The sequence below is a fragment of the Methylobacterium sp. UNCCL125 genome, from assembly GCF_900116795.1.
GTDB lineage: Bacteria > Pseudomonadota > Alphaproteobacteria > Rhizobiales > Beijerinckiaceae > Methylobacterium > Methylobacterium fujisawaense.
Map to the genome: position 1 here is coordinate 15,039 of NZ_FPBW01000030.1, position 23,613 is coordinate 38,651.

24 protein-coding genes and 1 pseudogene are annotated in these 23,613 nt (G+C 66.5%); 11 read left to right on the plus strand and 14 right to left on the minus strand.

Annotated elements, in window-relative coordinates:
- From BM396_RS33155 to BM396_RS25485, 6 genes and pseudogenes are all read left to right on the plus strand, one after another.
- On the plus strand, positions 1–612 hold a 612-nt coding region (locus tag BM396_RS33155; RefSeq protein ID WP_210187143.1), incomplete at its 5' end, for a hypothetical protein.
- A 744-nt stretch (positions 613–1,356) separates the two neighbouring features.
- Positions 1,357–3,348 (plus strand): tetratricopeptide repeat-containing glycosyltransferase, encoded by a 1,992-nt coding sequence (locus tag BM396_RS25470; protein ID WP_043386578.1) that lies wholly within the window; start codon positions 1,357–1,359, stop codon positions 3,346–3,348.
- A 43-nt stretch (positions 3,349–3,391) separates the two neighbouring features.
- Positions 3,392–4,201, plus strand: coding sequence for a hypothetical protein (locus tag BM396_RS25475; protein ID WP_091995011.1), 810 nt, complete (start codon positions 3,392–3,394; stop codon positions 4,199–4,201).
- A 451-nt stretch (positions 4,202–4,652) separates the two neighbouring features.
- Positions 4,653–5,384 carry a hypothetical protein gene (locus BM396_RS32305; RefSeq protein ID WP_139239540.1) on the plus strand — a complete coding sequence of 244 codons (732 nt, stop codon included), beginning with the start codon at positions 4,653–4,655 and terminating at the stop codon, positions 5,382–5,384.
- Between the two features lie 426 nt (positions 5,385–5,810).
- A complete protein-coding gene (locus tag BM396_RS25480) occupies positions 5,811–6,554 on the plus strand; it encodes a glycosyltransferase family 25 protein (protein WP_081948741.1) in 744 nt (247 codons plus the stop codon).
- A 143-nt stretch (positions 6,555–6,697) separates the two neighbouring features.
- A pseudogene (locus BM396_RS25485) lies at positions 6,698–7,150 on the plus strand (IS5/IS1182 family transposase); the annotation flags it as partial.
- A 36-nt stretch (positions 7,151–7,186) separates the two neighbouring features.
- On the opposite strand, the gene BM396_RS25490 reads toward BM396_RS25485, so the two are convergent.
- Together BM396_RS25490 and BM396_RS25495 are read right to left on the minus strand one after the other, a co-directional pair.
- On the minus strand, positions 7,187–7,888 hold the full coding sequence (locus BM396_RS25490; protein ID WP_043386572.1) for a helix-turn-helix transcriptional regulator: 702 nt from the start codon (positions 7,886–7,888) through the stop codon (positions 7,187–7,189).
- 2 nt (positions 7,889–7,890) lie between these two features.
- Positions 7,891–8,823, minus strand: coding sequence for an NAD(P)-dependent alcohol dehydrogenase (locus BM396_RS25495; protein WP_043386569.1), 933 nt, complete (start codon positions 8,821–8,823; stop codon positions 7,891–7,893).
- A gap of 950 nt (positions 8,824–9,773) precedes the next feature.
- Between BM396_RS25495 and BM396_RS25500 the strand changes: the two genes are divergently transcribed.
- The 4 genes from BM396_RS25500 to BM396_RS25520 all read left to right on the plus strand — a co-directional run bounded on the left by BM396_RS25500 (position 9,774) and on the right by BM396_RS25520 (position 13,662).
- Positions 9,774–10,988 carry an FAD-dependent oxidoreductase gene (locus BM396_RS25500; RefSeq protein WP_236961497.1) on the plus strand — a complete coding sequence of 405 codons (1,215 nt, stop codon included), beginning with the start codon at positions 9,774–9,776 and terminating at the stop codon, positions 10,986–10,988.
- A gap of 250 nt (positions 10,989–11,238) precedes the next feature.
- The gene (locus tag BM396_RS25505) at positions 11,239–12,183 is read left to right on the plus strand and encodes a helix-turn-helix domain-containing protein (protein ID WP_043386563.1); all 945 of its coding nucleotides are present in this window, start codon (positions 11,239–11,241) and stop codon (positions 12,181–12,183) included.
- An 836-nt stretch (positions 12,184–13,019) separates the two neighbouring features.
- Positions 13,020–13,313, plus strand: a complete 294-nt coding sequence (locus BM396_RS25515) for a hypothetical protein (protein WP_043354282.1) — start codon at positions 13,020–13,022, stop codon at positions 13,311–13,313.
- A 64-nt stretch (positions 13,314–13,377) separates the two neighbouring features.
- Positions 13,378–13,662, plus strand: coding sequence for a hypothetical protein (locus tag BM396_RS25520; protein WP_236952889.1), 285 nt, complete (start codon positions 13,378–13,380; stop codon positions 13,660–13,662).
- Between the two features lie 24 nt (positions 13,663–13,686).
- Here the strand turns inward: BM396_RS25520 and BM396_RS32950 are convergent, their stop codons facing one another.
- The 3 genes from BM396_RS32950 to BM396_RS25530 all read right to left on the minus strand — a co-directional run bounded on the left by BM396_RS32950 (position 13,687) and on the right by BM396_RS25530 (position 15,361).
- Complete coding sequence (locus BM396_RS32950; protein WP_164706397.1) at positions 13,687–13,863, minus strand: hypothetical protein; 177 nt, start codon at positions 13,861–13,863, stop codon at positions 13,687–13,689.
- Positions 13,864–13,961: 98 nt separating this feature from the next.
- Positions 13,962–14,810 (minus strand): methyltransferase domain-containing protein, encoded by an 849-nt coding sequence (locus BM396_RS25525; protein ID WP_043354281.1) that lies wholly within the window; start codon positions 14,808–14,810, stop codon positions 13,962–13,964.
- 197 nt (positions 14,811–15,007) lie between these two features.
- Positions 15,008–15,361, minus strand: a complete 354-nt coding sequence (locus tag BM396_RS25530; protein ID WP_043386561.1) for a hypothetical protein — start codon at positions 15,359–15,361, stop codon at positions 15,008–15,010.
- 63 nt (positions 15,362–15,424) lie between these two features.
- Here BM396_RS25530 and BM396_RS25535 point away from each other — a divergent pair, with 63 nt between their 5' ends.
- The gene (locus BM396_RS25535) at positions 15,425–15,757 is read left to right on the plus strand and encodes a hypothetical protein (RefSeq protein ID WP_043354278.1); all 333 of its coding nucleotides are present in this window, start codon (positions 15,425–15,427) and stop codon (positions 15,755–15,757) included.
- Here BM396_RS25535 and BM396_RS25540 read toward each other — a convergent pair.
- From BM396_RS25540 to BM396_RS25580, 9 genes are all read right to left on the minus strand, one after another.
- Positions 15,699–16,190 (minus strand): hypothetical protein, encoded by a 492-nt coding sequence (locus BM396_RS25540; protein WP_244538950.1) that lies wholly within the window; start codon positions 16,188–16,190, stop codon positions 15,699–15,701. The two genes, BM396_RS25535 and BM396_RS25540, sit on opposite strands and share 59 nt — an antisense overlap.
- Positions 16,191–16,322: 132 nt before the next feature.
- A complete protein-coding gene (locus tag BM396_RS25545; protein WP_043354274.1) occupies positions 16,323–16,655 on the minus strand; it encodes a hydroxyisourate hydrolase in 333 nt (110 codons plus the stop codon).
- Complete coding sequence (locus BM396_RS25550) at positions 16,652–18,073, minus strand: amidase (RefSeq protein ID WP_043386558.1); 1,422 nt, start codon at positions 18,071–18,073, stop codon at positions 16,652–16,654. The genes BM396_RS25545 and BM396_RS25550 overlap by 4 nt, the downstream gene beginning before the upstream one ends.
- A complete protein-coding gene (locus BM396_RS25555; RefSeq protein WP_043386555.1) occupies positions 18,070–18,822 on the minus strand; it encodes an aspartate/glutamate racemase family protein in 753 nt (250 codons plus the stop codon). The genes BM396_RS25550 and BM396_RS25555 overlap by 4 nt, the downstream gene beginning before the upstream one ends.
- A 6-nt stretch (positions 18,823–18,828) precedes the next feature.
- Positions 18,829–19,647, minus strand: coding sequence for an ABC transporter permease (locus BM396_RS25560; RefSeq protein WP_043386552.1), 819 nt, complete (start codon positions 19,645–19,647; stop codon positions 18,829–18,831).
- 7 nt (positions 19,648–19,654) lie between these two features.
- Complete coding sequence (locus BM396_RS25565; protein ID WP_170861881.1) at positions 19,655–20,542, minus strand: ABC transporter permease; 888 nt, start codon at positions 20,540–20,542, stop codon at positions 19,655–19,657.
- A gap of 14 nt (positions 20,543–20,556) precedes the next feature.
- On the minus strand, positions 20,557–21,600 hold the full coding sequence (locus BM396_RS25570) for an ABC transporter substrate-binding protein (protein WP_043349754.1): 1,044 nt from the start codon (positions 21,598–21,600) through the stop codon (positions 20,557–20,559).
- Between the two features lie 37 nt (positions 21,601–21,637).
- On the minus strand, positions 21,638–22,720 hold the full coding sequence (locus BM396_RS25575) for an ABC transporter ATP-binding protein (RefSeq protein ID WP_043386549.1): 1,083 nt from the start codon (positions 22,718–22,720) through the stop codon (positions 21,638–21,640).
- Positions 22,717–23,466, minus strand: a complete 750-nt coding sequence (locus BM396_RS25580; protein WP_043349762.1) for a maleate cis-trans isomerase family protein — start codon at positions 23,464–23,466, stop codon at positions 22,717–22,719. The genes BM396_RS25575 and BM396_RS25580 overlap by 4 nt, the downstream gene beginning before the upstream one ends.
- Positions 23,467–23,613 lie beyond the last annotated feature (147 nt).

Consider the following 23,613-nt stretch of genomic DNA (forward strand, 5'->3'; position numbering starts at 1 on the left):
GGTTCGACCGGCTCGACGGGCGCCACCGGAGCCACGGGCCGCACCGGCGCGACGGGTTCGACCGGCTCGACGGGTGCCACCGGAGCCACAGGCCGCACCGGAGCGACCGGTTCGACCGGCTCGACGGGTGCCACCGGCTCGACCGGCTCGACCGGCAGCACGGGCGCGACGGGCGCCACTGGAGGCCACCATCACCACCACCACCATGGTCACGATCATCACCATGGTTACGACTCGGCGGATGCGACGAGATCGAACGGCGGCGCTGGAGCTGTGATCGATCAGGGATCCGTCAGCACGGGGATGGACCCGGTCTTCGCTCAGTCGACTCAGGGTTCGAGCGTGTCCGACATGGATGTCCTGAGATCGCTGGGAGACCTCATCAGCCGGTTGATCTCCAACAACGGCTCGGTGAGTGGCCTACTCAGCGATACGGCCGCGCAACAAGACATCCTGACTCTCATGAACGCGTTCCGGCTCGGCGGAAGCTCGGGCGACGCGACGACCCAAGCGAGCGCCTCGCTCGGAGCGAGCCGGTCGACGGCGGGTGGCGCGTCCTCGAACACGTCCTCGCCGACCGATCTGCTCAACAATCTGGGTCGGCCGAGCTGACTGGGATGACATGCGGAGGGCGCCTTTCCGGGCGCCCTCCGGAACAGAGAGGCCGCAGCTCGCCGCTGCGGCCTCTCCACGTTCGGCGCGGGCCGCGCAGGGCGAGGCGAGATGCGTCCGGCGCCCGAACCGCTCCGGTGCCGGCCCGCCACGGAGACCACGAGCGGTGCGCATGGGGGCGGCATCGGTGTTGCGTGGGTGGCTTCGATGCGCCGTGGCCGCGCGCATACCGAATGGTAATTCTTGGTCCCGACCGACGGCGACGTTCCCTCGGCAGCGCCAGACGCACCTCACGCCTGCGGGCAGACACCGCCCACACGCACGGAAGCCCTCGCCGACCGTCGCATCCAGCAGTACCTCGCGACACGAAAAGGCCTGCGACCTCGTCCGGGATGGCCTCAGCGGCTGGTCGACCAGACGTCGGCATAGCCCAGCCGGTCCGCGGCCCCGTCGTCCGGCACCTGACCGAGGGGCGGTTCTGTGCCCTCCGAGATCGGGATCTCACCCCATGCGGGCTTTTCGAGCCGGGACGATTCTGTCCAGATCGTTCCTGCCGACAGATTGATGTTACACCGCGCGAGCTATACTACCCGGCGAAGATATGGCAACATAGGCGTCTTATCGGCGCCCTGAAATCTGTAATATATCAACGAAGTCCGGTTTTCATGTGCGCCATGCGTCCGGACGGGGGTACTGAAAATTCTTGTCAGCCGCTCGCCTCTTTGATCGGGAGAGAACGGGACCATGGCAAAAATTGGCTTGTCCATGATAGTCAAGGACGAGGCGCGCGTGATCGAGCGCTGCCTCGAGAGCATGCTTCCTCTGATCGACTACGTGCTCATCTCCGATACCGGATCGACGGATGGCACCCAGGACATCATTCGTTCCTGGCTGGAGCGGAATCATGTATCGGGGGACGTCGTCGAGGAGACGTGGCAGGACTTTGCCACAAATCGAAGCTCGGCTTTGCGCCATCTCAGAGCGCGGAACGTCGTCAAATACGCCTTCGTCATGGACGCGGACGAAACGCTCACCTTCGACGACGGTTTCGACCCGCAGAAATTCAAAGCGTCTTTGAGCCATGATTATTACAACGTCGAGATCCGACGTGGCGGCATAAGATATTGGCGCCCTCAAATCATGTCGAACGAAAGGGATTTTTACTACAAGGGCGTGCTGCACGAGTATATCGAGGCACCGGACGGCGTCACATCGGGAGACGCCATCGGATTTCACATCGCATCGGGCGCATCGGGCGGCGCCCGAGAAAAGGATCCGGACACTTATCGCCGCGACGCCCGCAGATTGGAGGACGCCCTCGATGTCGAGAGCGACAGTTTCCTTCGGTCAAGGTATACGTTCTATCTTGGCCAAAGTTACCGAGACAGCAATCAGCTCGAGAAGGCCCTGGATGCATATCTCGCACGGAGCGAGATGGGTTATTGGACCGAAGAGGTGTACATCAGTTTATTGGAAGCCGGCCACCTCATGGATCGTCTCGGCCGGCCCGTCGACGAGATCGCTGACGTCTACCGACGCGCCATAGCGGTTTGCGGGACTCGCGCGGAAGCTTTTCATCACATCAGCGACCTCTATTTTCGACACGGCCGCAACGAGGAGGGCTTCGCTGCGGCCAAAGCGGGTTCTCATCTCGTCGAACCCGCAGGCGGACTCTTTCTTTCCAAATGGGTCTACGATTACGGCTTATTGGACAAGCTCGCCATCAACGCTTACTGGGCGGGACATTATAGCGAATGCTTAGAGGCCTGTCTGAAGCTTCTGGCGGACAACAGGCTCCCGCTGTCGGAACGCGCTCGGGTCGAGGCCAATGCCCGTGCGTCGTTGACGAAGATCCAGGACGAGAAGACCGCCGTCCGTCTGGGCTCGCGCGCGACGCCGAATTTCCTTGAGCAGTACGAGATCGGCCCCGCGCGGGAGCTGAAACCCGCCGCCGCAGATGCCCGCGTGCTGGTCGCGATATTGGCGAAGCAGATGGCCGCAGCGCTCCCACTCTATCTCGACTGCTTGAGAAATATGGATTATCCGAAATCCAAGATCGTACTTTATATAAGAACCAACAACAATACGGATGAGACGGAGAACATCCTGGCGCAGTGGATCGAGACATTCGGCGCTCAGTATGCGGCCGTCGAGTTCGATGCCAGCGACGTCGAAGATCCCGTCCAAACCTACGAATTGCACGAGTGGAACGCGACGCGGTTCCGGGTCCTGGGGCGCATCCGTCAGGAAAGCCTTCAACGGACGATCCATCATGGATGCGATTTCTACTTCACGGCCGATGTCGACAATTTCATTCGGCCAAACACGCTTCGCGAACTGGTGGCGCTGCAGTTGCCCATCGTGGCCCCCTTTCTACGATCGGTGGAGAGAGGAAGCTATTACTCGAATTACCATGCGGCGGTCGATGATCAGGGATACTACAGTCATTGCGACCAGTACGATTGGGTGTTGAACCGCTGGATCACAGGTGTCGTCGAAATGCCGGTGGTCCATTGCACCTACCTCGTCCGGACCGACGTCATCCCGCTGCTCAACTATCAGGACGGAACAGACAGGCACGAGTATGTGATTTTTTCCGACAGCGCTCGGAAGAGCAATGTCGTACAGTACATCGATAATCGTCAGATCTACGGCTACATGGCGCGCGATGACATACGAAGCGATACCGAACAGGCGCGCATCCTGCTAAGCCGCAGCCCGACACATGCGGGATAGGCTGATCTCACGTCGGAGCGTCGCTTTTGCTGGAGGTTTATACATGATAAGCCTCGGCCGTACCAGAGCAGGCAGCGCTCCGATCCTGGCGAATCCTGTCGAAGTCCGGGGCGAATGGCTCGCGCCGCCACGGTCGGCCGCGCTCGTGATCGGCCGCATGCGGGAGGCCTGCTGCTCCGGCATCCGCATGGTGTCCGATCGGCAGCCGCAGATATTACGGATCGAGAATTGCCCCGCCGGTCCACCCGCGGTCTGGCTGCATCGGGATGCGAGCGATACTGCCATCATCCATGTCGACGTGGGCGAGCGTGCTTGGACCCAGTTGGCCTATCAGTTCGGCCACGAACTGGGTCATGTCGTGAGTAATTCTTGGGACAGCGAAGCGAAACCCAGCGCGCCATGCCAGTGGGTTGAAGAAATGATCGCTGAAAGCTTCTCGCTCCGCGGTCTCGCCAACCTGGCGGCGGATTGGGAGGGGACCCCGCCGTTTCCGGGAGATGCGGGCTATGGGAAGGAGATAAGCCATTATCGAGATAACATTCTGACCCAGTACAATCAGATTGCGTCATCTCAAGGCCTCGGAACGTCCAGCTCTTGGTTCACCCGCAATAGATCAACCTTGGAGGGTTTCGTCGGACTATCCGACCATGCGAAGGCGGCGGTTTCGATACTGCTACCCGCCCTGATGGCGCGTCCCGCGCTGTTGGAAGACATCGGTGCGCTCAATCGCTGGCCGGAACGGGCGGCATTACCTCTGGATGCGTATCTCAGTCGGTGGCGCGCGAGTTGCAAGAGCTTGGGATCGGCCGGTTTATTGCCCGATCTGATCGAGACGACGATCTGCTCGCGCTGATCCGGATCGATCTCTGCTCATCCGGGTTCGCACAGTCCTCGGCAGCGGCGCCTTGTCTCTGGAGGTCTTGCCAGCCGTGAGGCGGCAATCAGGGGGCCGCATCGTGGGAGCGGCGCAAGTCTTCGACACGGGGCGAGCCGGTCGACAATCCGCTCATGGCGACGGCGGCACGGCCGAGCGGCGAAGTGCTCCTGGCCCTTGTCGGGAGTCGCGACCGCGAGGGTGTTGGCGCTGCCGACGCAGGCGCTTCGGTGGACCCGATCGGCGCGAGGGTTGCCGCCCCGTTCGCCGCTCGTCCCGCGACCGGCGGCAGACGCGGAGTTTCTTGGCAGAACTGGCGACGACCGCTTCCGATTCCTGAATGGGCAACTGATGCAGGAGCAAGGTTCTTGCGAATGCTGTCAAGTTGCGTCAATAATAGTCTTCCTTGCATCAGCGAGGCGGGATCGAGATGCGCATCATTGCCTCTATGACGACGATACCGTCCCGTATCGCGGAGATCGAGCCCGTCATCGCGTCTGTTCTCAATCAGGACGTGGCTGTCGATCATCTGGAGATCAATATTCCGTTCCATTGCAAGCGCAATGGAGAAGAATACATTCTTCCGGATTGGCTCGTTTCGGAAGGTCAGATCGCGGTTTTTCGAACCGATGATTATGGGCCGATCACGAAGATCGCCCCCACCCTGCTCCGTCATCGACATGACGATGCGTACATATGGTCGGTTGACGACGATTGCCGATATCCGCGAAATCAATTGAGATTGCTGACATCCGTATGCGGTCCGAATGAAGATCGGATACTCACCCGTTATGGAGGCAACCTGAAAGAAGGAGGTCTCTTCGAGCCCTGGTACGGGCACGGCGCATGCACGATGCTCGAGGGGTTTGGTGGGGTCCTGTATCCTCCGAATTGTATCAAGGACGATTTTGATCGATATTTAGTCGACACATCAAACGATAAATTTTGCCGCGCAAATGACGACATCGTTTTAGCCATGTATTTCAATCATCATCAGGTGCCAATATTCTTGCACAACGTCCCTTCTGACGATGTTCCGTATATGGTCGAAGGCTGGATGGCGCATGCCGATCGAGATGCGTTGTCGACCGGTGGGCACAATGTGGCTTATGAGGGCGCTTACAAATTTATAACAAACTACTTTATTTGCAATTCATCGTGACGGATGGAAGGCATCTGGCGCAGGTTCGATTGTCGCACATCGTGTGGATGACTTTCAGGCAGATGTAAATGCGCCTCTGTCCGCCAGATTGCCTTTGTCGCAGCCGCACATCACGCGTTATCATGATCTCGCCACTTGGATAATTCGAATTGGCTTTGCGGATCGGGAGCGGAAAGCAGGGAGTCCGGAACCAGGCCAATACGATCACCGTACTGTGGCTTGATTGATATTCGGACGAAAAGGCAATTTCTTGATGGAAAATCTGAAATTTATATTCATAGATACAAGCAAAAGATTTTTCGTATTGCGCACGAACGCACAAGCCTTTGCTCGACGAGCAAAATTATCAAGAATCTCGCTCTGTGTTGTTGTCTACTCTTTTGAATCAAGATTTTTCGATGTCCCGTGTGGCCGAGGCACAAGACGATGATCGATGCCGACCGGAATGTCCCCGTTCACATCATCAACCTGGATCGCGACGCTGAGCGATTGAAAACATTCATGCATCGCAACGATTTCCTCCAGGTTGTCCGGCCGGACGCTGTCGAAGGCCGAAACCTGGATCGCGACGAACTGGCCAGGACCGGGATGATCCATCGAGATTTGCGCTATACAAATCCAGCCTTGGGCAATGCACACTCCCATGTCGGTCTCTGGACCAAGGCAGCGGACGAGGATGTCTGTGTAACGATTGCGGAAGACGACGCGATTTTTTCGAGAGATTTTCATGCCGGGGCACGCGCAGTTCTGGACGCGCTTCCCTCCGATTGGGATGTCGTTCTTTGGGGGGTGAACTTCGACGCCTTTCTCTGGCTTGAGGTTGTCGAAGGGGTTCGCTGCAAGCTGCAGTTCGAACAGGATGATCTTCGCGCTCGGGTTGCAGAGTTCCGTGATCGTGCCGGGCTGAACGTGCCGCTCCGTTTGCGTCATAGCTTCGGGGTAATGGCGTACACGGTTTCAGCCCTCGGCGCGAGAAACCTCATGAAGATCTGTCTTCCGCTTTCCAATCAGCTGATCGGATTTCCGGGCTATGGGGTCGTGATCGAAAACAACACGATCGATGCGGCAATGAACGCGGCTTATCCGAGTCTCAAAGCCTTCGTCTGCATTCCTCCTCTCGCCATATCGGAAAATCGCCACGAGTCGTCGACCATTCAGGGTGCAAAATAAGGTGATGGCTTCTGCTTCCTGATCGATTATGGATCGTATTTATTCAATAAAAGTGAGCCGGCAGCCTGCCGTCTCAGTGTCGTCCCCCATAACGATAGTGCGGCCCGGCAGGGTGTGATTCACGGCTCCTGCCAGAGGCGCCGATGGATCATTCCTGGCTGACGGACGAGCAGTCTGCGAAGATCGCTCCGCACCTGCCCACCGATACGCGAGGCAAGGAGCGCGTCGACGACCCGCGCGTGATCGGCGGCATCGGTCACGGGCTGAAATCCGGCGGACGTCGGGCGGACGCACCGCGCGAGATCTACGGCCCGAAGAAGACCTTGACCGCTTCATGCGCTGGGCAGGCAAGGACGGGCGGTCTGTTCGAAGCTCTGGCTCAGGCTGGCGGACCGCCGGCCCAGGGTCTGATCGACCCATCCGGGGTGGAGGCCCATCGCTGTTCCACGGGAGGCGAAGGGGAGAACCGATGCGGGCAAGCGGGCGCTCGCGCGGTGGACGCACGGCCGGGATCCACGCGCCCCCCCGACCGCGCCTGCCGCCCGCTCGCTTTCCTGCTGATCGGCGGGCCGATCGCCGACTGCACGGCTGGTGCGGCCGCTTCCTCGGCAGCCCTGCGGAGGACCGCGGCCTTATCGGACCCTTTGCGCGCACAGTCGTTCTGCCACGGCGCGCCACGCTTTGACCAGCTGTCGACGGCTTCCCGGGTAGTGCTCCACGAGAAGGGTCATATCGACAACGCGTTCGGCGTCGAAAATGCAATAACCGGCCTCTCTCTCACACCAAGCTGCAAAGCTTCGCCCGGATCCGTCGAAACCAAGCATGATCGGCCAGACGATCCTCTCCGACGTGCCGCCACTTTCTTCACGGTAGACAACCCGCATCTTACGCTGCTCGCGCATCGCGCGGCGGCACTGCGCCAGATCGAAGCGCGTGGCGACCGAGGGAGGGCCGGAGGCGACGTAGAAACTGCTGTCGTCGAGAGCCGGCCGCAGGGTCGGAGTCAGCACGCTATCGATCTTGGCGAGAGCATTGCGAACGGCCCTAGCCAGGGCGGCGTCGGTCTGACGGCTCACCCATTCCGCACCGATGACCAGTGCGTGCAGTTCCTCTTCGGTGAATGAGAGCGGCGGGAGCAAGAAACCAGGGCGGAGAGCATAGCCGACGCCGGCCTCCGCATCGATGTCGGCCCCCATGGCTTGCAGAGTCGCGATATCCCTGCGGATGGTGCGCAAGGAGACGCCGGCTTCGCGAGCGAGCACCGCGCCCGCGACCACCCCTCGGTGACGGCGGAGACGCTGGAGGAGGTCGAAGAGACGGTGACTGCGCGACACGGCTACCCGATCGTGACGACCACTTTGCCGCGCAGCTTGCGGCCCGCCTCGATTGCCGAGATCAGCGGAATAGCTTGCGCGAGCGGCACGGTTTCGGCAATCGGCAGAACCAGCGTCCTGTCATGGGCTGCCTTTGCCAGGCGGTCGAGCAGGTCCGCACGTGGCTTTCCGACGATCGGTTTCATCCGCCGGTCGAACACGGCACGCAAGAACCGTACGGGCGTAGGCTCGACCGTGGTGAAGGTGCCGCCCTTGCGCAGCATGCCGATACCGGTTGACGTCGAGAGCGTTCCTGCAGCATCGAACACCACGTCGAATACCTCGGAAATCGTGGATGCGGCCTTGACCCGATAATCATAGACTGTTTGGAGCCCGAGCGAGCGGGCACGCTCGATCCCTTCGGCGCCACAGCTGCCCGACACCTTGGCGCCGAACATGCGTGCGATCTGCACGCCGGCCTCTCCGACCGCACCCGAGCATCCATTGATGAACACGCTCTGACCGGGCCTCAGTTGCGCCTTGTCGATGAGGCCATTCCAAGCCGTGACGCCCGCCGTCCCGAGGCATGCGGCCTGCTCGAAGGAGACGGTCGCCGGCTTTTTCGCGAGCGCGGCTTCCTTGGCAATGACAGCTTCGGCCAGTGAACCGGCCTCCTTGAAGCGCGCCATGCCGAAGACCGCGTCGCCGATCTTGAATCGGGTCACGTCGGCCCCGACCGCGGTGACGGTGCCGGCCAGGTCCAGACCCATTCCACGCGGGAACGATCGCCCGGTCACGATCTTCATCGCGCCGTTGCGGACCTTCCAGTCGATCGGGTTGAGCGCGGCGCGACGGACGGCGACCGCCACTTCGTCCTTCCCTGGCGTTCCCAGCGCAAACTCTTCGAGCCGCATGACTTCGGGGCCGCCGTAGGAGTGATATTGAATGCGTTTCATGGACTCGCCTTTCACCCGAGGCGGCGTCCTACGACGCCGTGGTGACAATTTCTGTCACCATCGTGGAAACGGGAGCGGCGGACGGCATCCGCCCGCGTGGGAGCGCGCCCTGATGGCGGGGGCGTACTGGCTTCAACAGCAAGTCAGGGAGCGCTCGGCCGCTGATTGGCCCCGATCCATGATGCAGTCCGAACCTTCGCGATCGAGACGTGGTGGATAGATCGCAGTGCCTGTTTGAGATCTGGATCGGAATCTCTGTCAGATCTGGCGCGATTCAGGCCGCAACATGTGCGACGATGGTCGGTCGGAGGCTGAACGTCGGCTTCTGGACGACGATCTACGGTCCGCTGTCCACCTTAAGTCGAAGGTGTCGGAGGGGCGGTGAATGGCTGCTTCCGGGTGTCGGCGAAAGCTGGCGGCACGGCTGGCAGGGGTTGGGTGCGGACCGGCGGCTCAGGGTGGGTTTCTGACAATCCGCTTCCGGGCGCAAAACGCGAGAAGCAGACGCGTTTACGAGGATCCAGAAGGACACTCAGTCGATGGCCGTCTGATGCACGTGATGATCTCCTATTGGTCGGTTATGGGCCGACGTTTCGGAAACAGGATATCACCACCCTTCGCGCTTCGATTTTCGCGCTCGGCAGGTTGATTTTGGCGCGACTCAGAATATGATTTCCATGTCGAGAAGAGAGCAGACCGATTGGTAGCGCGGTCGCCGCTTGCGGTTTCTCATCGCCCAACTGGCTCCACGACGTTCAAACCTGGCAGACGCCAAGGTGAACGTAGGCGTGCGCGTTGCGCGCCGGTGGAGATGGGCGCCTTATGTCTGATCGCTTAACAGACATCGTCTCGAAAACCATCTCAGCGCTTACCTTGGTAGCTCCAGGTCCTTTCGCAGGCCGCTCCGGCGGCTGGTCGCTCGATCTAGGCCTATATCAAGGACAACAAACGTGAAAATCATCATCATCGGTGCGGGGATCGGCGGTCTTTGTCTTGCGCAACATTTGCGCGCATCGCAAATTGAGGTCGCGGTCTATGATCGAGATGCAGGCCCCTGGGATCGAAAGCAGGGCTACCGCCTGCATCTGGATGCCGATGGCATCTCGGCGCTGAAAGCCGCCTTGCCTGGACCGCTGTTTGCGCTGTTCGAGGCCACCTCGATGCACCCGCTGCCCTACACGACCATCATGGACACGAGTTTCGCAATCCAGCGCCGGTTCCAGACCGACGACTACAGCAAGACGCAGCATCACCTGACCGACGGCATTGCCCAGCATCTGAACGTGAACCGTGCGACCCTGCGCGAGATCCTGTTGCAGGATCTGGAGGATGTTTGTCACTGGGATGCACGGCTCGAAGGTTATGAGACAGATGAGACGGGGGTCTCCGCGATTTTTTCCGATGGCCGGACGGCGCGCGGCACAATGCTGGTGGGTGCGGACGGCGCGGGGTCGGCGTTGCGCCGTCAAAGGGCGCCTGACGCGAAGATGATGGATTCGGGTGCCCGCGCCATCTATGGCCGCCTGGCCTTGAGCGACGCGCGGCGGGTTCTGCCGCCTCACGCCCTGGCCGATATTTTCACCGCCGCCTTCGACACCCGCAAGTTGATCCTGGGCGTGGGGCCTGTGATCTATCCGATGGCGCCCGATCAAGCGGCCCGCGCCTTGCTGCCGCAGGCGAGGCTTCGGACGCAGGATGATTACATCGGCTGCATCATCGCGGGGCGCAAGGAGCTGTTCGGGGACGACGAAGCCGCCCTGCGCGCGGCCTCCAGCGACACGCTGCAGGATCTGGCGAGCCGGCTTCTGGCAGAGTGGCCGTCAGGGGCTGCAAAGGTGCCGCAGGCGGGCGAAGCCGGTTCATTCTTCTATGTCGAGATGGCCTCTTGCATTCCGTTCGATCTCCAGCCGGAGACGAGGGTCACGCTCCTGGGCGACGCGATCCACACGATGACGCCCAGCCTGGGGCGAGGCGCGAACGTCGCCTTGCGCGATGCGGGGCTTTTGAGGAACTGGATCGTGAAGCATCACAAAGGCGAGTTGTCCTGCGATGCAGCGCTTCAGGCGTATGAGCGGGAGATGACCACCTATGGCTTCGAGGTGGTTCGCCGTTCGGCGGATATGGGTGCAAAGCTCCTTGGACAGGATCCCCTGTCGCCGAGTTGAAACGACGGCGACAGCCAACCCGGCCTCGAACGAAAGTGGGGCGCGAACGAGTTACGATCGCTTCCGGGATGCGCTGATCGTCGCCTAAGCGTCTGGCATGGGTCGCGTCCGAAAAAGGCGGCTCGGGATGGGTTTCCGCCGGTCCGTTTTCGGGCGGCCCGCAATGCTTGAATCCTTAGATTATATACAATAGACGGGCGGCCCCTCCAATCTCCGCCCTCGTATGGCGAGCTGTGGACCGAGACCGCGGATGCGACCGCTTTTTTCGACTGAGGGCCTCCACCCCAGGATCGCCTTCCGTCGATGGCGGGAGATGATGTGCGATCAGATGGTTCCGAACGAGATCCGGAATCTTGACGCGGCGCCGTTCCACGGCCGGATCGAGGTCACCGCGATCGGAGCGTTGCCGATCACGCGAAGCGTTCAGAGTTCCACCCGGACCGAAGTGACACCCGAGGCGGTGCGGCGGAACGGCCGGGGTGACCGCCTCTACGCGGTCTTCAGCCAATCCGGCCGCCATGCCGTCCAGCAGAACGAGCGTGAGGCGCTGGCTCGGGCCGGCGATTTCGTCGTGCTCGATCATCGACCGGGCGTGAGCGAGATCGAGACCGGCACCTTCCTGATCCTCGACCTGCCGCGGGAGCGCCTGGAGAGCGTGCTGGGCCCGTCTCAACTGTTCACTGCCCTCGCGGTCGAGGCCAACCTCGCCTCTACGATGCTCGCGAACACCTACGTCCAGGAACTGATCCGGGTGGGAGATCGGCTCAACCCCGACGGTGCGGCGCGCATGGCGTCGATTGGGATCGATCTGGTCGTGGCCAGTCTCGCCGAACGGTTGGCGCAGGCGGTGCCCCGCTCCATACACGGCAACGCCACCGTCCAGCGCGCCAAGGCCTACGTCGAGGCGCACTTGAGTGACACGACCCTCGACCCGCCGAAGCTCGCCGCCGCGGTCGGCGTGTCGCTGCGCCGGCTGCAGGAGCTGTTCCACGAGCGCGGCCGGCACATTTCCGACTACATCTGGGGACGCCGGATAGAGGCGGCAGCCAAGCGCCTAGCCGATCCGGCCTGCGCCCACCTGTCGATCGGCATGCTGGCTTACGGCTGCGGCTTCAGCAGCCAGGCGCATTTCGCGCGCCGCTTCAAGGATCGCCACGGCATGAGCCCGCGTGACTACCGGCGGGCGCACAGGTAGGACGTGCCGTCGGCCGCATCCGTTTTCGGGCTGTCGTCCGAGTCCGCCGAGTGGCCGAATTGGATCGGAGACGGACCGTCCGCTCTTACTTCGACATTGCCCCGACCGGCCCGCTCCGGGTCGGCCGGATAGGGGCGCCGACCGCCGGGCTGATCTTTGTCAGTCGCTCGGATGACGGGAAACCCGACGGCGTGACGGTGGCCATCGATGGGACGACGACCGTCCGCGCCGCCGCCCGCACGCTGACGCACGCGCGGCCCGTCGCCGTTCCGTTTGTGGCCGGTCGACCAGCAGATGCAGGTCGCTGTCCCGCAGGGCCGCCCCGCTGCCCTCGCCTGCGTCACGATCGGGCTGGACGAGGCGAAGCGGCCAGGCGTCGTCCACAGGATCTTCGAGGCCCGCGGCTTCGGTCAGGACGCGGTTGCCTCCCAGACCAGCGCAGCTGGCTCACCGGTCGAGCCGCGTCGGAGCGCCCGTCACATCGCATTCGGGTGGACGGCGGAAGGCCGGGCGCGCGGTTCCGCACGGACGCGAGCCCCGGATCCCATTCATGGGCGGCAATGGCCCGCTTCCCTGGCCGCACGGGGCCGGCCGCCGGGTGAAGAGCGGCCACGAACGGGGAGCTTCGATGAGGGGATGCCAGGGCGCACGGCCAGCCGCGCAGACGCATGGGTCGCCCGATCCGCCGCATGACGTCGATGGTTCACAATCCAACACGTCGGAGTTGCGAACCGCCCGCGTGGCTTGCTGCCCAGGATTGCTTGTGGAACCGTGTGGGCCTGGGAGAGGTGACAGATGCTCCGCACCGAGCGTTCCAAGACGAAGCGCGATCTGAGATGACGGCTGAGGGTCCGCCCGACAAGATGGCCGAGGTTGCTGGACTGGCGGCCGCCATCGCCGACCACATCCTCGCGCAGCACGAGGCCGGTCTCACGATCCCGCCGGACCAGTTCAGGATGCTCGTGAGCGCCGCCCGGATGCTCCTGGACAACGGCGTATCGTGGCCGCCATCGGTGACATACCTCGTGATGGAAGTCGCCCGGCGGGTCGAGGAAGCCGAGCCTCCGCCCAAGGGCGACGAGGTCGTGGCGCACCTGACGCGGGCGCTCAACGCGGCCAAACCCACCTGAGGCCTGCCTGAGGCGCACCGTCACGCGGCGGGCGCGCCGATTTCCTGCGGGATCGGCGCCCTATATGGGCCCCATGCCCACACTCGGCCTCAAGCTCCCGCTCCGGATCTGCGTCCTCGAGAACGCCGCCTGCGTCGAGGATGCCGGCGGCCGGCGCACCGGCTACGTCTACTGGGACGAGGGCAGGCCGGGAGGAGGCGACAGTGCCTTCACCCGCGCCGAGGCCATCGAGCAGGTCCGGATCATCGCGAGCGCCTGGGCCGGCGCCCTGGTCCACAGCGGCACCCTCGACACCGGCCCGGCACCCGAGCCGGGCGCCGCCGCCGCCGAGCCATCTCCGGAAGGCTGATCGCTCCCGGTAAAGCGGGATCCGCTACAGGCCGGCGCCGCTCACGTACGAGACCGGCGCGCCCGAGCTCGTCGCGGAGGCCGCCACGGTGGCGGCGATCCAGTCGCCGTCGCCGGTCGCGGGCACTCGGCACGCCCGTGCCATGGCCCACATCTGACGGCGCCAGAGCCAGAGGCGGAGGGTGTGGATGAGGTCGTACACGGCCGGCCCCCCATGCTGTCGCTCCCGTCCATGTGGGGCGCGCGCTCGGTCCGCTCAAGCGTGCGGCGCCCTCATGGCCGCGTTCGGATGCCCCGCACCTAAGCGGCGACGTGCTTCATCACGAAGTGGAAGCCGAGTTCGGGGTTCTTGCTGAAATCGGCATCGTAGAATGCGTTCTCATTGCCGGAACCTCGGCAAAAATCCTTGAACTGAAACATGCTCTTCGGGACGAATTCGAGCCCGTGCTGCCGGACAAGCTCGCGCCACCACGTCTCCGGCTTGACTGTAGGATGGTAGCTCACGCCGTTGGCGACATCGTCGTATGTCGCGGCGGAGCCCACGAAAAGACCGCCGTCGGCCAGGTGAGATTTCACATTCGCAAACAGCTGAGGAAGCAACGATTCCTCGATGTGCTCGAGGACCTCCCACATCGTGATGACGTCAAATTTGGCTTTCGTACCCGTCTTCTGATCTATCAGAGAAAATGGCTTGGTAATATCGCATGTCTTTAGATAATCTGGAATGATAGACCATTCGGCGCGCTGCGCGCGAAGGGAGTAATCGCTTCCCTCGATTCCGAATGCCGCGTTGCCTCTGATGAGGAAATCGAAGACGAGGCCGCCCCCTGCGCAGCCGAGGTCCAGGGCGGTGACCTTTCGGCCGAAATGGCTTTCGATCGCATGACAGAACCGCTGATTGCGTGTATTGTCATCCTTTGTTCCGCGCGGAACCGTGTGATCGTTGCTCTCGTAGGCGATCGGATGATCTGTCACGAGACAGAAGTTGTTTTTCGGCGCCAGCTGAACGACGGCGAGGCGCCTGACATCTTGCATCTGTGCGAGCTGCTGCGCGTGAGCCGCCATGATCTTGCTGTCGAGGGCGGCGTAGAGCTGGCGGCCCACATCAAGAATCTGCTGGGTGATGAATTGCTTGTCTTGGTCGTTCATCACAAATTCCTGACGATCGATCTCGGTGTGACGCGGCGTGGCTGAGCCCGAATTTATCCCAGATCCTGTATCAAATCTTTACGCGACGGTCTGAATCCGGGGCGCGAAGCGGCGGCGCCCCGCCCGACGGCGCGCTTCGTCCGGGACCTGCGTCCGGGACCTGCCGCCAGCCCGGTCCGGTAGGCCGACCGAACGCCTCACGCCCCCGCCCCCGGCAGCCCGGTCCAGGCCTCGCGGATGAGCGCGAGGCGCTGAGCGGCCCGCGCCGCGTCGGCCTCCGCGACCTGGTGGAGGACCGCCTCCAGCGCCTCGGATCCGCCGAGCGCCGCGGCCGCCGCGCCCTGGCGGCGCATGGCGGAGCGGTGTGCCCGCATCGCCGGCCCCGCCTTCGGCCCCGTTTCGATCCCCTCCAGGGTGGCGATCAGGGCCGCCGCGAACGGGGCGACGTCGCGCCAGGATGCCGCTGTGGTCGCCGCCGAGGTCGCCGGCTCGGGGGAGGCGGCCTGCGCCGGCGGCGGCGCGGAGAAGCTGGTGGTGAGCGGTCGCTTCATGACGAACCTCCACGGGCGCGATATCAAGGGGGATCGGCCGGCGCGGAGCTGTACGAGGAGCGCATGGCCGAAAGGCGGAAGGCCACCGGATCCGGCGAGGACGGCCTGTCGCGCCACATCCTCCCCAATGCCGGTACGATGGTCGGTGTCTGCACCACGCTGATCGGCCTCGTGAAGATCGCCGAGGGCTGGATCGGGCCGAGCCACGTCGACGAGGCCGCCGCCCTGACGGCGGTCCTGTTCCTGGTCAGCGCGATCGCGTCCTACCTGTCGATCCGTCTGGGGGATGTCAGCGACCTCGCGATCCGCCTGGAGCGCTGCGCCGACATCTGTTTCGTCATCGGGCTGATCGGCCTGACGCTGATCTCGGTTCTGTTCGCCTACGAGACGATCTGACGGCGTGCCGCAGGGAACCGTCGGGTAGGGCATCGGGGTCGGTCAGCGCCGCCGCGAGGAGCGCGAACAGACCGAGATGCAGGGCGAGCGCCGCCGAGCCGGCATCGTGCAGGGACCACAGGCCGGCCGCACCGACCGCCATGAGCGGCGGCCCGGCCACGTAGACGAGGCTCCGCCACGCGGCCGCGGGGCGTCCGAGGCGCCAGAGGCAGCCGGCCAGCGCCGCCAAGGCAAACCCGCCCTTGATCAGCGCCATGAAGCGGATCACCCGCACGAGATCGGGGTCGATTTCGGCCGCAGGGGAGCGTCCGGCCGCGATCCAGGCCAGCGGAAGTGCGAGGACCGTCAGCGCGGCCAGCATCAGGCGCGCCGGAGGGGCGCCGCGCGTCGCGCGCCCGGCCGCGGCCGGGATCGTCATCGCCTGAACCCGCATCGGCTTCCTCCTGCGCCCCGCTCCGATCGGAATCGAGTCTAGGCGCTCCGGGGGCCTCGGTCACCTCAAAGGGAGAGGGAGCCGGCAGGGCCGCGCCGCCGCAGGCGCGTGCCGGGACGACGCACCCCCGGCTCAGCAGCCGCGGAACAGGGCGACGCCGAAGGCGGTGAATTTCAGCGGCAGGTGGCAGTGGCCGTCGGGGTCGTCGATCCGGAAGCGGATCGCGGCCTCCTCCAGGAACCCCTCCCCCGCCGCCCCGACGAAGTCCCCGATCGCGAACACGACCTCGTAGAGTCCGGCGGCGAGCCGCGTCCGCACGATCGGATGATCGAGCGTCCCGTCCGCGCCGAGCCGCCCCTCGGCGAGCACCCGCCGCCGGGACCCGGCCCGCAGGACGCGCACGCGCATCCCCGCGGCCGGCCGGCCCGTGGCGGCGTCGACGGCGTGGAGCGACAGGCCGGTCACGGGGCGCCGCCCTCCCAGAGCATCCGCCAGGGATGGGCGGCCTCGTAGGCCGCCGCCATCGCCACCAGAGCCTCGTCGCGGCCCCAGGGCGCCACGAGCTGGAACCCGATCGGCAGCCCGGCACGGGAGGGGCGGCAGGGGATCGAGATCCCGGGACAGCCGGCGGCGTTGACGAAGCCCGTGAAGGTCGCCGAGCCGCGGGGGCCCACCGGCACCCCGGCGATGCGCTCCGGATGGGTGTCCTCCGCCCGCCAGGGCAGCGCCGCCGCCGTGGGCGTCATCAGCAGATCATGCGCGGCGAACAGGGTGGCGAGATCCTGACGCAGCGCCAGCGCCATCCGCTGCACGTCGAACAGGTCGGCCGCCGAGAGGGCCGCACCGGCCTCCGCCAGGGCGCGGATGTCGGGGCCGAGGTCGTCGCGCCGGCCCGGATGCGCCCGCATCAGCCAGGCGATTCCGGCCTGGCCGAGGATTGGCCACGCCTCCGTGATGGCGGTCGCCGCGTCGAAGCGGCCGGTCTCGACCCGGTGGCCGAGGCCGGCGAGGCGCCCGGCCGCCTCGGCGACGCTGTCGGCGATCTCGGGATCGACCGGGGCGGTGCCGAAGGCCGGGACATGGAGGATCCGCAGCGGGCGCTCCGGCATTGCGGCGGTCCCGAACGGGCCGAAGCCGTTCGGCGCGACCGCGTTCGGATCGGCCGCCCCGAGGATCCGCATCAGCGCCGCGAGGTCGTCGACCGTGCGCGCCATCGGCCCGACCACCTCGAGGTCGAGCATGATCGGCGGCAGCCCGCCGGTTCGCGGCACCCGTCCGGCGGTGGGTTTCAGGCCGACGAGGCCTGTATGGGAGGCGGGGCGGCGGATCGAGCCGCCCGCATCGGTCCCGAGGGCCAGGGGGCCGATCCCGGCGGCCACCGCCGCGACGGCGCCGCCGCTGGAGCCCCCCGGGGTCAGCGCCGGATCCCAGGGGTTGCGGGTGACGCCGGAGACCGGGTTCCCGGTATAGCCCTGGACGGTCAGTTCCGGGACGTTGGTCTTGCCCAGGATCACCGCTCCGGCCGCGCGCAGGCGGGCCACCGGCGTCTCGTCCCGGTCCGCCCCCTGCCCCGCGTAGAGCCGGCTGCCCCAGCCGGTGGCGAACCCGGCGACGTTCAGGCTGTCCTTGATGGTCACCGGCACGCCGTCGAGGGGGCCGAGCGGCCGGCCCGCCGCCCAGCGGGCCGCGCTCGCCGCGGCGGCGCGCGCCGCACCTTCGGGATCGACGGCGACCAGGGCGTTGAGCCCCGGGTTCACGGCCTCGGCCCGGTCCAGGCAGGCGCGGGCGGCCGCGACCGGGCTCGCCGTCCCGGCGGCGTAGCGTCGGCCCAGGGCGGTGGCCGAGAGGGTCCAGAGCGGGCCCGTCGCATCGGTCTGCATCATGGCTCTCCCTCGCGATGCGCGATCCAGCGGGCGAGCGGCCCGCTCAGGCCCGTGGCCGGTTTCGCGGGCGGCCGGGCGAAGCGTCCGGCCCGGGGCGGCCGCGTCCCGAGCCGCACCAGCGCCTGCGCCTGGCCGAGGGCGGCCGCCAGCGGGTCGACCAGGGGCACCGGCACCGCGTCCCGCAGGGTCGTGGCGAGGCCGGCGAGGGGCGCCCCGGCCAGGATCACCGCGTCGGCCCCCTCTTCGACCGCCCGCTCGGCCAGGGCCAGGATCTCGGGCCGCAAGTCGTCCTGGACCTCGGTCACCGCCTGGAACGGCCGGCGCACCGCGTAGAGGCCGGCGCAGCGGGCCGACAGGCCGGCCAGGGCCACCGCATCCTCGTACCAGGGCAGCAGCGCGGGGGCGAAGGTGACGATCGCGAAGCGCGCTCCGACCTGGCAGGCGGTCAGCATCGCCGCCTCGGCCATCCCGACCACCGGCAGGTCGAACAGCTCCCGCGCCGCGATCAGCCCGGGGTCGCCGTAGGCCGCGATCACCGCGGCATCGTGGCCGGCCTGGTGCGCGGCGAGCGTCTCCAGTACCGCCGCGCCGGCGAGCTGCGCCTCGGCCCGGCTGGCGATGTAGGGCAGGCCCGTCGTGGCGGTGAGCGCGGTGATCCGCGCATCGGGGGCCAGCGCCGCCTGCGCCGCCCGCGCCATGCGTTCGGTCATCGCCGCGGAGGTGTTCGGGTTGAGGAGCAGGATCCGCATGGCGGGTCAGCCCGCCATCCGGCGGGACAGGCCGGCGGCCCGCTCCATCACCACCGCCAGCACCACCGTCACCAGGATCAGCAGGCTGGAGGCTGCCGCCACCGTGACGTCGAGGCGCCCCTCCAGATCCTGCCACATCCGGATCGGCAGCATGTCGGTGGCGGCGTCGCGCAGGAACAGCGAGACCGGGACGTTGTCGAAGCTCGCCATGAAGGCGATGAAGCCCCCGGCCAGGATCCCGGGCCGGATCAGCGGCAGGGTCACCCGGCGGAACGTGTAGAGGCGCGAGGCGCCGAGGGAGGTCGAGCTCTCCAGCAGCACCGGGTCCATCTGCGACAGGGCCGCGACCGTGGTGCGGACCACGAAGGGCACGCAGACCACGGTGTGGCCGAGGATCAGGGTCAGCGGCGAGACCGGGATCCCGGCGAGGCTGAACAGCATCAGGGCGGCGAGCCCGAAGGCCAGGGCCGGCAGGACCAGCGGCGACAGGAACAGGCTGTCGAGGAGCCGCGCGGAAAGCCGCCGCGACCGGGCGATGGCGAGCGCAGCCGCGGTGCCCAGCACCACCGACAGGAGGGTCGCCCAGCCCGCCACCACCAGGCTGTTCCAGGCGGCGGCCTGGAGCTGCTCGGCCTCCGCGAGCGCCGCGTACCAGCGCAGGGAATAGCCCGGCGGCGGGAAGCGCAGGGAGAAGCCGTTGGTGAACGAGACCACCACGACGATCACGGTCGGCGCCGCCAGCAGGACGAGGCAGAGGCCGGCGAGCAGCAGCACGGTGCCGTGGAAGCTGAACCAGTCGAAGTCGCGCCGCAGGGACGTCCGCATGGTGACCTCAGGCTTGCGCGTAGCCGCGCGACAGGCGGCCCACGAGGTTGAGGAGCGTCACGCAGGCCAGCACCGCCACGAGGAAGACGATCGCGATCGCCGCCGCGAAAGGCCAGTTGTTGAGCGAAGAGGCCTGCTGGTACAGGTACATGGGCATGAACAGCATCTGCCCGCCGCCGATCAGCGACTGGGTGATGAAGGCGGTGATCGCCGCCGCGAAGGTCAGCAGGCAGCCCGCCACGATGCCGGGCAGGCAGAGCGGCAGGGTCACCCGGAGGAAGGTGCGCCACGCCCCCGCCCCCAGAGCCGCCGAGGCGTCGGCGAGGTTCGGGTCGATCCGCGACAGGGCGGTCACCAGCGGCAGGACCATCAGGGGCATCTGCACCTGCGCCAGCGCCAGGACGAGGCCGCCCTCGGTGTAGAGCAGCTTCAGGGGCGTGTCGGTGAGGCCGAGGCCGAGCAGGGCGGCGTTGACGATGCCCTGGCGCCCGAGGATCACGATCCACGCGAAGGTCCGCACCACCACGCTCGTGAGCAGCGGCAGCAGCACGATCAGGGTCAGCAGGCCGCGCAGCCGGCCGGGCGCCCAGGTCAGGAGCAGCGCCAGCGGCAGGCCGAGCAGCAGGGTCAGCGCGGTGACCTCGACGCCGAGCCACAGGGTCGCGCCGAGCACCCGCAGGGAGAACGGGTCGAGCAGGAACCGGGCGTACTGGTCGAGGCCGAACCGGGTCATGCCCGGATCGGCGTAGAAGCTCACCAGCAGCAGCAGCGCCAGCGGCGCCAGGAAGAAGACCAGGAAGAACGCCCCGAGGGGCAGGGCGAGGCGGATGTCGTAGGCCGCCGTCCAGGCGCGGACCGGGCGGCCGGGCGCCGCGACCGGGCCCGCCGTCGCCATGGCCGGGCCGGCGGTCACACCCGGATCTCGCGGTTGAAGCGCTCGATCCAGGCCGACCGGCTGCGGTTGATCGCGGCCCAGTCCTGGAAGACCGACTTGCGCTTCAGTTCGTCCGCGTCCTTGGCCAGCACCTTCGCGATCGCGCCCTCGATCGCGACCTTCCGGTTGGTCGGCACGATCAGGTAGGGGCTCTGCATCAGCTTGGCCTGCACCTCCGGCGAGAGGGCGGCCTCGATCAGCTTGAAGGCCAGCTCCTTTACCGGCGTGTTCTTGACGATGTGGATCGTCGTCTTGAAGGCGATGATGCCCTCCTTCGGAATCGCGAACTCCACCGGCACGCCCCGGGCCTTCAGGATCTGGATCGCGTTGAAATTGCCCGGCCCGATGTCGACCTGCTCCTGCTGGTAGAGGGCCGCCAGGGCGCCCGGGTTGGCCGCCACGGCGGCGAGGTTCGGCTTGAGCGCCTCCAGCGCCTTGAAGCCCGGCTCGACATCGGTCTCCGAGCCGCCGTGCATCCGGGCGATCTCCACGAGGAAGCCGGTGCCGAGCGTCGAGTTCAGGTTGGTGATGCCGACCCGGCCCTTGTACTCGGGCTTCCACAGGTCGGCCCAGGAGGTCGGCGGCGTCTTCACCTTCTCGGGGTTGTAGGTCAGGCCGACGATCTGGAAGAACGGCGCCGGGCCCATCGGCTCCTGCGCGTCGGCGATCAGGTCGCCGTAATGGGCCGACTGGGCCACCGGATAGGGCTCGACGAGGTCCTGGGCGATGGCCGTGAGGGCGGGGCCCGGATCGTGCAGCATCACGTCGATCGGCGGGTTGGCGCGAGCGGCCTGGACCTTGGCGATCTGGTCGACCGAGAGCATCGGATCGAGGATGACGTCGCCCCCCGAGCTCTTGCGGAAGGCCGGCACCAGCACGGCCCGGTGCGCCTCCTCCCAGCTGCCCGTGAAGGTCGCGAAGACGAGCTTGCGCGCCTGCGCGCGGGACAGGCCCGGGAAGGCCTGCGCGGCGCCGAGGGTCAGGGCGCCGGCGAGGAGGCTGCGGCGGTGCAGGGTCATGGTCGGCTCTCCTGGCTCGGACTCGGGCGGCTCGGCTTCAGTGGCGGGAATCGGGGAAGACGCTGACCCGCTCGGGCGCGGTCGGCGACAGGCGCACGCGGGTGCCGGGCGGCCGGGGCCGGGCGCCCGCGGCCCGGGCCTCGGCGGTCTTCAGGCGGGCGCCGCCGTCGAGGCGGATCTCGTGGACCAGGGTGGCGCCGAGCGGCAGGCCGATCTCGACCACGCCGTCGAGCCCCTCCCCTCCGGTCGCGAAGGCGACGTGCTCTGGCCGCAGGCAGGCGGCCACCCGCGTCCCGTCCGGCAAGGCCGTGACGGTGGGCAGAAGGCCGCCGGTCTCCAGGGCCACCACGCGGGTGCCCCCCGGCCCGGTCGCGAGCCGGCCGTGCAGGACGTTGGCCGTGCCCACGAAGGTGTTGACGAACAGCGTCTCGGGGCGGTCGTAGACGTCGGTGGGCGGTGCGAACTGCTCCAGGCGGCCGGCATTGAGCACGGCGACCCGGTCGGCCATCGACAGGGCTTCCTCCTGGTCGTGCGTGACGATCAGCGTGGTGGTGCCGGCGCTGCGCTGGATGCGCTTGATCTCGATCTGCATGTCGAGGCGCAGGTTCTTGTCGAGGGCCGCGAAGGGCTCGTCGAGGAGCAGGATCGAGGGGCGCACGGCGAGCGCCCGGGCCAGCGCCACCCGCTGCTGCTGGCCGCCCGACATCTCCCGCGGGTAGCGCCCGGCGAGGTGCTCCAGCCGCACCAGCGCCAGCATCTCGGCCACCCGCGCCTTCTGCTCGGCCCGCCCGATCCCCCGGGCCGCGAGGCCGTAGGCGACGTTGTCGGCGACGCTCATGTGGGGAAACAGGGCGTAGTTCTGGAACACGATGCCGACGGTGCGGCGGTTCGGCGGCAGGTGGTCGACCGCCTGGCCGCCGATGATGACGCGCCCCTCCGTCGGCTTCAGGAAGCCCGCCACCGCCCGCAGCAGGGTGGTCTTGCCGCAGCCCGAGGGCCCGAGCAGCGCCACGAGCTCGCCGCCCTTGATGTCGAGGGTCACGGTGTCGACGGCGAGCGCCGTCCCGTAGCGCTGGGTGATCCCGTCGAGGATCAGGGTGGTTCCGGCTCCGGCGCTCACGGACGGCCCTCCCCGTCCGCCGCGAAGGCGCGGCCATGGGCGGCGAGATGCGCGGTCGGGCAGCCGGCGAGGTCCAGGCCCTTCCACAGGGTGACGGCCACCGAATCGATCACCGGCACGCCGAGTTCGGCCTCCAGATCCGGAGCGAGGACGGCGCCCGCGAGATTCGTGCAGACGATCGCCACCGCGTCGACGCCCTCGGCCGCCACCGCCCGGACCATGCCGGCGATGGCCTCGGGACCGGCCTCGGCGAAGGCGAAATTCTCCGACAGGCCGAGATGGCGCTCGGCGCCGCAGTCGAATCCGGCCGCGCCCCAGTTGGCCTGGATCCGGCGCTGGACGTCGCCGGTATAGGGCGTGACGAGGCCGATCCGCCGGAAGCCCCGGGCGCGGAACAGGTCGCGGAAGGCGAGCGCGGCGGTGGAGGCCGGGCGTCCGGTCCGGTCGGTGATCGCGGCGCCGAGGCGCTCGTCCGCGTCGAAGCCGAGCCACGCGCCGGAGGTGCCGTTCCACAGGATCGCGGCGACCCGGGCGTCGGCGAGCAGGTCGGCCGCGCTCAGGATCGGCTCGGGGTCGAACTGGTCCAGCGCCGCCGCCGACAGGCCGATCTCCGTCACGCGGAAGCGGGCGAAATGGGCGCTCACACCCGCGCAGCCGGCCAGCAGATGGGCGGTGGCCGGCTCGAGGACGCTGTTCGACGAGGGCGTCAGCATGCCCAGGCGCGTCGTGCGGTTCGGTCGTTCCATCGCATCCTTCCCCGACACGCGGAGCATCCGACAGGCCGGGACGAGCGACAAGGTATTTTCTGCATGCTGCATGCAATTTGCGCAAATGCATGATATGGCAGCGCAAGTGGCCGAAAAATGGATCATCGATCGGGCGGCCGCACGCGC

Bases quoted from the DNA above. Each gene is read 5' to 3' on its own strand.
- BM396_RS25470 (WP_043386578.1), top strand. From the start codon at position 1,357: ATGGCAAAAATTGGCTTGTCCATGATAGTCAAGGACGAGGCGCGCGTG.
- BM396_RS25535 (WP_043354278.1), top strand. From the start codon at position 15,425: ATGGCCGAAAGGCGGAAGGCCACCGGATCCGGCGAGGACGGCCTGTCG.
- BM396_RS25540 (WP_244538950.1), bottom strand. From the start codon at position 16,190: ATGCGGGTTCAGGCGATGACGATCCCGGCCGCGGCCGGGCGCGCGACG.
- BM396_RS25515 (WP_043354282.1), top strand. From the start codon at position 13,020: ATGACGGCTGAGGGTCCGCCCGACAAGATGGCCGAGGTTGCTGGACTG.
- BM396_RS25550 (WP_043386558.1), bottom strand. From the start codon at position 18,073: ATGATGCAGACCGATGCGACGGGCCCGCTCTGGACCCTCTCGGCCACC.
- BM396_RS25565 (WP_170861881.1), bottom strand. From the start codon at position 20,542: ATGGCGACGGCGGGCCCGGTCGCGGCGCCCGGCCGCCCGGTCCGCGCC.
- BM396_RS25480 (WP_081948741.1), top strand. From the start codon at position 5,811: ATGATCGATGCCGACCGGAATGTCCCCGTTCACATCATCAACCTGGAT.
- BM396_RS25580 (WP_043349762.1), bottom strand. From the start codon at position 23,466: ATGGAACGACCGAACCGCACGACGCGCCTGGGCATGCTGACGCCCTCG.
- BM396_RS25560 (WP_043386552.1), bottom strand. From the start codon at position 19,647: ATGCGGACGTCCCTGCGGCGCGACTTCGACTGGTTCAGCTTCCACGGC.
- BM396_RS25495 (WP_043386569.1), bottom strand. From the start codon at position 8,823: ATGAAACGCATTCAATATCACTCCTACGGCGGCCCCGAAGTCATGCGG.
- BM396_RS25505 (WP_043386563.1), top strand. From the start codon at position 11,239: ATGCGACCGCTTTTTTCGACTGAGGGCCTCCACCCCAGGATCGCCTTC.
- BM396_RS32305 (WP_139239540.1), top strand. From the start codon at position 4,653: ATGCGCATCATTGCCTCTATGACGACGATACCGTCCCGTATCGCGGAG.
- BM396_RS25525 (WP_043354281.1), bottom strand. From the start codon at position 14,810: ATGAACGACCAAGACAAGCAATTCATCACCCAGCAGATTCTTGATGTG.
- BM396_RS25530 (WP_043386561.1), bottom strand. From the start codon at position 15,361: ATGAAGCGACCGCTCACCACCAGCTTCTCCGCGCCGCCGCCGGCGCAG.
- BM396_RS25475 (WP_091995011.1), top strand. From the start codon at position 3,392: ATGATAAGCCTCGGCCGTACCAGAGCAGGCAGCGCTCCGATCCTGGCG.
- BM396_RS25555 (WP_043386555.1), bottom strand. From the start codon at position 18,822: ATGCGGATCCTGCTCCTCAACCCGAACACCTCCGCGGCGATGACCGAA.
- BM396_RS25570 (WP_043349754.1), bottom strand. From the start codon at position 21,600: ATGACCCTGCACCGCCGCAGCCTCCTCGCCGGCGCCCTGACCCTCGGC.
- BM396_RS25520 (WP_236952889.1), top strand. From the start codon at position 13,378: ATGGGCCCCATGCCCACACTCGGCCTCAAGCTCCCGCTCCGGATCTGC.